The sequence below is a fragment of the Edaphobacter sp. genome (assembly GCF_035532915.1).
Lineage (GTDB): Bacteria > Acidobacteriota > Terriglobia > Terriglobales > Acidobacteriaceae > Edaphobacter.
Window position 1 is genome coordinate 1 of the sequence record NZ_DATKQC010000234.1, and the last position, 8,049, is coordinate 8,049.

An 8,049-nucleotide genomic window follows, 5' to 3' on the forward strand; every position below is an offset into this window, starting at 1 on the left:
AGCGAGTCGGTGGGAAACTCCCCTTTGCCGGCGAGTTCCTTCCAAAGTCCCTCGAAACCTCCGGGATGGCGCGTAAGCCTCCCCACGTTGCCGTGCGTAAACTCGCTTTCATAGAAGCTCTGTTCCCACTGGGGAATGGATGCGACGGTGGAGGCATCGGGAGCCCGCATCGATCCAAGGCAGACGCTCCCTGTGTCGTACACATTCCAGTAGGGAGCCACACAAAGCTTAGTATCGGCCGCGGGGCGACGATTCTCCTTGAGAGCCCGGATCGAGAGCGAGTGATCCATCGCCAGCCAGACGAGAGCGGGCTGCGGGAAGATCGCGCCATTCATTCCGGCCAAGTCGCCTTGTGTTGTTCCGAAGAACATCGGGCGTTTTTGAGGCGGCGTCCACCAGGCGATCAGCCGCTCGGTGCGCGCGATCACGCTCGCGGGCAGAAATTCCGCCTGCACCCGGCCTCCCAGGGCTTGGACCAGCGATTGAACGAACTCGATGGTCAGCGTCTTTGCCGGACCAAGCGTTGGTTGCTTGCCGCGATTGTCTGCGTTCACTTCATGGTGGGTGATGAAGATATTTCCGAAACTGCCGTTCTGGTTTTCCGTCGATCGGTAAATCAGCAGGGCTTCACGCAGTGCGAAGTGATGGTTCTGTCCGATGCTCACGTTGACCTGCATGAGTTTCCTCCTCCATGCCGTTCAGCAGAGTAATCAGGCCGGCGAGTTCCATGTTGACCCTGAGAAAGATCGCCATCGTGCGAAGTGCCGCGTCGGACTCTTCGCCGACCTCCGGCCGAAAGCAGACTGCACAAGAAGGTTCATTGGTGGTTTCGTTATACCGTTCTGACTCATGATCGAAGCAAGCCTGAATCGCGTCATTCTCGCGGAAGACCAGCAAAAGGCTCGGCACCGGCGGGTCGTCGTACTCTCCCTCGAAACGCATGACCTGGCCCTTCAACCGCGAGAGCCGATGAAGGGTCAGCAGCTTCTGAATCCACACGGAATGCGGCCCTTGAAGATGCCTTCGCAGCAGCTTGCGCGCGCTGGGATATGTCCAGTCCTTCACGGCCCGGACGGGCTCCGGGATCGCCTCGTCGACGGGCGGGAACTCATAAGCGTCCTGGCTCTCAGGCTCGTCCTGCTCCATCCACTCATGCAGTTGTTCGTTGTAGCACTCGGCGTCTGTGTGGTCGTAGATGCGAATCCAGCGGTAGAGCGATCTCCGCAAAAGGTAGTAGAACGCCGCTCCAAGGAATCGCTCCTGCTCTTCGAGCGCGTCCAGTGCAGCTCCGATCTTGAGGTAGCCGCAGGCCTGGAGTTCGAACGCGGCCATTAGCTTGCCTCCGTCAAGAGCTCCGCCCCGCCAATAACCCGTCCCGAGGTCATCCCTGACTTCGAAACAATAGTCGATCTTGTCTGTGAGCGCGCCGCCAGAGAACTCTTCAATCAGCTTCTGGATGGCGCTTCGCGCGAAGACCACGGCGACCTTGCCACTTTTTTGCCAAAACTTCGCGTCGGCGAGATTCCGCTCCACCAGCGCCAGGCAAAGGCGGTAAAGGCGTTCGCCGTTTGTCTCCAGGCGATAGCTTGTGGGGATGCGGCGCAGGGACGGAAGGGTTTCACCGCAACCATGTCCCAGCAGCGCTATATCAATGGCGGCAGCAGTTCGCTGGGGGCTTCGAGAACCGGCATCGTGCCGGATGACGATCTTATGGCCGCTTCCGCGACGGCATGCGCCAGGCTTTGTGACTCTTCGCATTTCAAATGCCTCGCGATGAGCCGGTCGGCTCTCTTAGGCGGCTTGCTCTCAAGCCGATGGAGTTCAGCGAGCAGGTGTGTCTGATCGGCTTTTGTCTTCTTCATGATCTGCCGCCTTGTTTCGGTGATTCAGGTAGCGACCAACTCCCTTGCAAAGCAGGCGCCGAACAGGGACGCGGGAGAAGATCATAACGCGACACTGCTTGGAGTCTCAGGATTAGCCTTTGCTGCCGATGGCCCGGCTGAACGTGTAGCGAAGGGCGTCTCCGGTGTCCTCTGGACCCGCCAGTGTCGCCGTGGCAATTTCGGGGTAGGACGGCGTTAGCAATTCTCGCACTTGTTCGACGGTCAAGTTGGGTGCGGGATCGGGGATGCGGGTTCCGTTGTAGAAGAACTCCCGGTTCAGGGCTTTGACTGCGAGGCTGCTCATTATTCAACATCTCCTGGGAGGATTTGGGTTGAAGGTGGAATGGGGAGTGTGGAGTGCGATGGCTTTCAGTATGACTATCACATCTTGACAATCATATGGAGACGAGGGTAAGGTCCTCTCCATGGAGCAACCGAATACGGATGTGATTCAAGGCACCCTTGACATGCTTATTCTGCAGACGGTGAGTCTCGAACCGATGCATGGTTTCGGCATCGCGCGACGAGTCGAACAGATATCGCGCGGAGTTTTCAAGGTGAACCCTGGATCGCTCCTCACGGCGCTGCAGCGGCTGGAACGAGCCGGATGGCTCGATTCCGATTGGTACCAGACAGAGAATTCGCGCCGCGCCAAGTTCTACAGGCTCACGCGGACGGGGAAGAAGCAACTTGAGATGGAGAGGGCCGATTGGGCGCGGCGAGCATCGGCCATTGCCCGGCTTCTTAACGCGGAGGGCTAAATCATGTCTTTATGGAGACAGCTTACTTATGGTCTGCGCGGCTCTATGCGCCGGAAGGCGCGCGACCGCGAAGTTGCCGACGAAGTCGAACAGTACTTCGAAGAGGCAGCCGCAGCTTGGAGAGCGCGCGGGCTAACGGCAGAAGAAGCGAAGCGGGCCGCGCGACTGGAGAGTGGCAGCATCACCACGGTGCGGGAACAGGTGCGCTCCTACGGATGGGAAAACGCGGTCGCGGCTTTCTTCGGCGATCTCCGGTTTGCCGGACGTCAACTGCTCAAGCACCCAGCATTCGCTGTGACTGCCGCGACGACGCTTGCGTTGGGCATCGGTGCGAATATCGCCATCTTTGCCGTGGTGGAATCCGTGCTTTTAGCGCCGCTTCCCTACCGCGACGCAGGCAGTATCTCCGTGTTGAACACACACTGGACGGACAACGGGCACACGTCGAGGCGCGTAACCGGACCGGATGGAGCAGACATACGCAACCAGGCGCGAAGCTTTGCTGCGGTCAGTCTCTACAACGGAGGCAACCTGGGAGTGGAGTTACGTGATCATTCCGTGTACACCGTCGTGACCTGGGCGGACGCAAACTTTGCACGCGTCTTCAGTCTCGAACCGGTCGCGGGGAGGCTGTTTAACGATAGCGAAGCGAACCGCGCCGCCTTGGTTAGCGAGGAGTTTGCCCGCGACAACTTTGGCAATGCGCAGGCCGCATTGGGACAGACGCTGCGCGTTGAGAACGAGGCGCTCGAAATAACAGGAGTGCTGCCGCGCTGGTTCGATTTTCCGGCCCGCACGCAGGTATGGGAGGCAGCTCCCTTGAACCCGGAGTCGAAGTCTCGAACAGCTTTCAACTATAAGGCCGTGGCGCGATTGCGGTCGGGCGTGACCCCGGAGGCCGCCCAGGCCGAGCTGAACGGGATTTCCCGTCAACTTGAGACGGCATATCCGACCGAAAATCGCAGCAAGCGATTGATGGTGCAGCCGCTGCAGCAGGCGCTGACAGGAGACGCCCGTCCGACACTCCTGCTTCTCTGGGCTACAGCCGGCCTGATTCTGCTGATCGCCTGTGTGAATGTGACCCATTTGCAACTCGTGCGCTCCATCGAGCAGCGGCGGGAAATTGCGATTCGCAAGGCTCTCGGTTCGTCGCGATGGCAGGTAATGCGGCCGGTGATCCTTGAAGGCTTGCTTGTCTCGCTCATTGGCGGAACGGCAGGCGTGTTACTGGCCTCCGCGGCTGTGCGTGTGCTGGTTGCGATGGCCCCCGGAGATTTGCCGCGCGCGGGTGAGATTCACCTGAACGGTTGGGTACTGGGGTTCACGCTTGGGCTTTCGGTCTTGACGGCTCTGGTGGCGGCGGCGCTGCCGGCGCTGAGAGCGGCGAAGGTTGACCCTGCGGACGCATTGAAGCGCGATGCCTCGCGCGGCATGAGCCGCCATGGAGCTACGTCGCTCCGTGAAGGGCTTGTAATTGCGGAGATAACGGCAACGTTTGTTCTCGCCACGGGCGCCGGGCTCCTGCTGCATACCATGGCGAATCTGATTTCGCGCAGCATGGGTTATGAGACTCACCGAATGCTGGTGGTGGATGCCGATGCCCCGGCGCACTCTTTGTCGGATGGGCTACGCACAGTGCGCCAATTCGATCAGATTTTCCAAAATCTCGCCGCATTGCCAGGGGTCGAGCACGTGGCCGGGATCATGGGATTGCCCACGGGAAGCTATGGTTCCAACGGCTACTATCAGACGAGGGGCGGCCTGCCCGTCGATCCAAACCATCAAGCATCGGCCAACTTCAGCGTCGCCAGTTCCGGGTACTTTCAGACCATGGGAATCGCTGTCGAACGTGGGGTCGATTTCGGCTCGAAGGATACCTTTGAGAGTCCGTTTGTCGCCGTGATCAGCGAATCGCTGGCCCGACAGAGTTTCGGAGATATCGATCCAATAGGCAAGCAGATTCAGTGCGGACTCGATTCGGACAAATGGATGACGGTGATCGGTATCGTAGGGGATGTCAGGCAGGATTCGCCGGCGGAACCTCCAGGGCCGACACTCTATATGCCGATGACGCAGCACCCGTTCTATGCGAACCAGCTTCACATTGTGTTGCGCACGAACGTGAAGCCTCTGGCTCTGATGAATGCGGCGCAACAAACCATTCTCGAAGTGAATCCGCTCATCGCTCTGCGCTTTACCACCATGGACGTCATGATGGACGAATCGATGGCGACGGAGCGCTTCCGCGCTGTGCTGATCTCCTCCTTTGCTGGCGTGGGGCTGTTGTTGGCCATGCTCGGCGTTTACGGGACGATGGCGTATTCGGTAGCCCAGAAGAAATTCGAGATTGGCATACGGATGGCGTTGGGCGCGGAGCGAGGTGCAATTCTGCGTTCTGTGGTGCGGCAAGCCGCAAGACTCGCGTGCTACGGGATCGTGGCAGGGCTGATGCTGAGTCTGGCCCTTACGCGGTTGGTGACGAGCATGCTTGTGGGAGTGCGGCCCATGGACCCCATTAGTCTCACAGGGGCGGCATCGCTGATATTACTCACGGCACTGTGCTCGGCATTTGCTCCTGGCTGGAAGGCTACGCATGTCGATCCGATGGCGACGCTTCGAGCCGAATAGGCGCATGAAACGTATGCAGAGTCAGCGATGAAGACATGCTGGGTCATTGAATTTCGCTAACTGGCCGAGGCGCGTTTCCAGCACTGCCATCTCACCGGATTCTCATGGTCTGATCGTGTCGGGGTCAGTTGCAACCCAGACATTCATGAGCATCCGCTGGTTTGACCACAATTGAGGCACGTATAGCAGGTTCCGCTGGGTTTCATCAGGCCGCCACACGCCACACAGGGCGGAGCGTCGCCAATGTCATAGAGGAACTGTGACTCGTCGACCAGGCCGGGTGTCAGCTCTCCACGAGCGCTAATCTCGCCATTGCCTTGGCCGAATAGCGAGAGTTGTTTTCCGGACAGAAACCGCAGCTCCATCCAGCGGAAAAGGTAATCCATGATGGACTTTGCGTACCCGATCTCCGCGTTGCCGGTCCAGCCGGAAGGCTCAAAGCGTGTATGCGAGAGCTTGTCGCAGAGCACTTTCAATGGCACTCCATGCTGAAGGCTGACTGAAACCACGGTCCCGAAGCACTCCATCAAACCGGCAATGGTTGATCCCGCCTTCGCCATTCGGATGAAGATCTCGCCCGGCTGACCATTCGGGTAGAACCCGACCGTCAGATAGCCTTCATGTCCTCCGAACGCGAAGTGATGGGTGATGGCCGAACGCTCATCCTGCAACCGGTGGCGGTTCGCCGCCGGCGGACCCAAGAGGTCAGATGCAGCTTCTGGTGCTCCCTCTGCCAACTTGGTTCGATCGTCAACGCCGGTCGGATCGGGTGATTTCCAACCGTCTCCGCTGAAGCCTTGGATCGTTGGTTCTAAGGTTTCCATCACTCGCCTCCTGCACCGGCGGGGAAACTTGCTCCTACCGTTCCTCCGCGTCATTGAAGGATTTGTACCCCCAGACAGAAATCCGGTCAAATGCCTCAGAAAGTGCTCGGCTGGAGTTTGAAACAGCTTCAGAACAACGAGCCCTGAACAGGCGTGAAAGGAGTCTGATCCACTGGTGGAGCAGTAATTCGGAGTTCCTGATCCCGCTCTCCAACCGGCGTCCTGTACTTGCTTTCCAATTGCCGGAGCAGCGCAAGATCCGTTGCCTGTTGCTCTTCCGCCAGCCGCAATTCATACCGCGCAAGGTAGTTCCGGTTGCCGATTTCTCGCTGGATCGCCCTCTCGACATCGGAAAACGTGTATTCCGGATCTCCGTAGCAGGGGAATCGCAGTGTGTGTTTTAGGAACCGCACTTGAGCGGCAAGAGATGAAAACCACTCCTCGTAGAATTGCGAGCGACAGTAATGAGCAATGTGCCCGAAGCACATGGAGAGGCGGTTGTAGAAGCTCTTTGTGAAGAGCGCCGACGCCCACTCCGATTCAATGAAGCGCAGCAAGGTATTTCCGAACTCCGCCTTGTCTGCGGCGGTTGAGAACTTTGTGGCTGTGAAGTCCGATGGGAGAAATGGGCCCTTGAGCATGGTGATCTCCATGCAAATGAAAAGGGCCAGCCGAAGCCGACCCTCTACCTTGCCTTGGTTGAGACCGTAATGGCCTCGCTGGAACATTCTCCCAATGGATACGCTATCACTCGTAGATGCTGAAGACCAGCGGTTCCAGGGGAGATTGATAGCTCTGTCGCCGTCATGCTGCCGCTTCGCCCATTGCCCTGAGCTTGCGGTATACAGTGGTCTTGCCGATTCCAAGCAACCGTGCAGCTTCGAGAGGTCTGCGATTCGATCTCTCATAGGCTGCAACGATCATCGCTCGCTCCACCTCCGCCATCGTCGGAAAGGCTCCCGTCTCTGGAATCTGCGCTAAGACGAGGGGAGCTACTGATGCAACGCACTGCTGCGTCAACCCCTCCGTTGCCGTGGAGATCAATCTGGAGGCCTGTTCGAGCTTCTGAAGGCATAGCGGGTCCTCCCGGATCACGACCTTCTCCACTACTCGCTCAACAATCCTCACGATCGGCTCAGGCAGAGTCGTACCACAACGCCGGCAATTGGCTCGATCGCTCCATTGGACGAGTTCGCAACTGCGGCAACGAACCTTCTCCCGTTCCTCGCTCATGATGTCACCTTTCAAGTTGAAAGCGTGCTGGCTCAATCGAAGAGGCTGAGCTGCACGTTAGTTTCTGCGGCGGTTGGCCAAAGTGCGGTCTTCTTCCGCTTCCTCGGTGGCGAGCTCGGGTCCAACAGGTGGATGCCGAATGGCGCCGGAGCCGATTCTGCTGCGATCAAGCCCGGCAGGTCGGGCGCCAAGTCGGACTCCTCCTCGGATTCAGGTTCCGCCGCAGCCGGGCGCGGCAACACCTTCTCGCGCTCGTGGCCCAGGTCCCGCCACACGGCATCGGCAGACTCGCCAACCCCGGCCTTCTCCACCAACTCGCGCGCCATAGCGCTCATCAGGTCTTCGTCGGTGTCGAGCGCTTGCAGACCTTCGCCAGAGAACTTGCCCTCCATCATCAGCGCGACCAGCATCTTCTTGCCCATCAAACGGAGGCAGGTCTCCTGCATCGTGCCCGAGTAAGTGACGAACTTCACCCGCACAGGGAATCTCTGTCCGATGCGCCACGATCTTCGACTCGCCTGGCGCAAGGTGTGCAGCGAGTACCCGGTCTCATAGAAGTAGAGCGTCGGAAATGCCAGCAGGTCCAATCCCGTTTCGACCAGTTTGGGATGGCAGATCACCACCTCAACGCCCGCCTTCAACTGTCGGTCGTACCAATCCTCTCGTTTATCGGTGGCAACGGATGAACGGAGGACGGCGACGCGAATACCCTCTTGCCGC

General features: G+C 58.9%; 8 protein-coding genes and 1 pseudogene. 2 read left to right on the forward strand and 7 right to left on the reverse strand.

Going from position 1 to position 8,049, the window contains the following annotated elements; all coding sequences use genetic code 11:
• The 3 genes from VMU57_RS11270 to VMU57_RS11280 form a co-directional block, all read right to left on the reverse strand.
• A partial coding sequence (locus tag VMU57_RS11270) for a PRTRC system protein B (protein ID WP_325383408.1) occupies window positions 1–677 on the reverse strand: 677 nt, incomplete at its 3' end.
• A complete protein-coding gene (locus VMU57_RS11275) occupies window positions 628–1,758 on the reverse strand; it encodes a hypothetical protein (protein ID WP_325383410.1) in 1,131 nt (376 codons plus the stop codon). The genes VMU57_RS11270 and VMU57_RS11275, both read right to left, overlap by 50 nt.
• A 216-nt stretch (window positions 1,759–1,974) precedes the next feature.
• Window positions 1,975–2,187: a PRTRC system protein C gene (locus VMU57_RS11280; protein WP_325383412.1), complete on the reverse strand. Its 213-nt coding sequence runs from the start codon at window positions 2,185–2,187 to the stop codon at window positions 1,975–1,977.
• 121 nt (window positions 2,188–2,308) lie between these two features.
• On the opposite strand from VMU57_RS11280, the gene VMU57_RS11285 reads away from it, so the two are divergent.
• Window positions 2,309–2,644 carry a PadR family transcriptional regulator gene (locus VMU57_RS11285; protein ID WP_325383414.1) on the forward strand — a complete coding sequence of 112 codons (336 nt, stop codon included), beginning with the start codon at window positions 2,309–2,311 and terminating at the stop codon, window positions 2,642–2,644.
• 3 nt (window positions 2,645–2,647) lie between these two features.
• A complete protein-coding gene (locus tag VMU57_RS11290; protein ID WP_325383416.1) occupies window positions 2,648–5,272 on the forward strand; it encodes an ABC transporter permease in 2,625 nt (874 codons plus the stop codon).
• A gap of 143 nt (window positions 5,273–5,415) precedes the next feature.
• Here VMU57_RS11290 and VMU57_RS11295 read toward each other — a convergent pair whose 3' ends face one another.
• From VMU57_RS11295 to VMU57_RS11310, 4 genes and pseudogenes are all read right to left on the reverse strand, one after another.
• The gene (locus VMU57_RS11295; protein WP_325383418.1) at window positions 5,416–6,096 is read right to left on the reverse strand and encodes a hypothetical protein; all 681 of its coding nucleotides are present in this window, start codon (window positions 6,094–6,096) and stop codon (window positions 5,416–5,418) included.
• A gap of 128 nt (window positions 6,097–6,224) precedes the next feature.
• Window positions 6,225–6,737 (reverse strand): hypothetical protein, encoded by a 513-nt coding sequence (locus tag VMU57_RS11300; protein ID WP_325383420.1) that lies wholly within the window; start codon window positions 6,735–6,737, stop codon window positions 6,225–6,227.
• Between the two features lie 163 nt (window positions 6,738–6,900).
• A complete protein-coding gene (locus VMU57_RS11305) occupies window positions 6,901–7,224 on the reverse strand; it encodes a helix-turn-helix domain-containing protein (protein WP_325383422.1) in 324 nt (107 codons plus the stop codon).
• Between the two features lie 137 nt (window positions 7,225–7,361).
• Window positions 7,362–8,049, reverse strand: a pseudogene (locus tag VMU57_RS11310) (helicase C-terminal domain-containing protein); the annotation flags it as partial.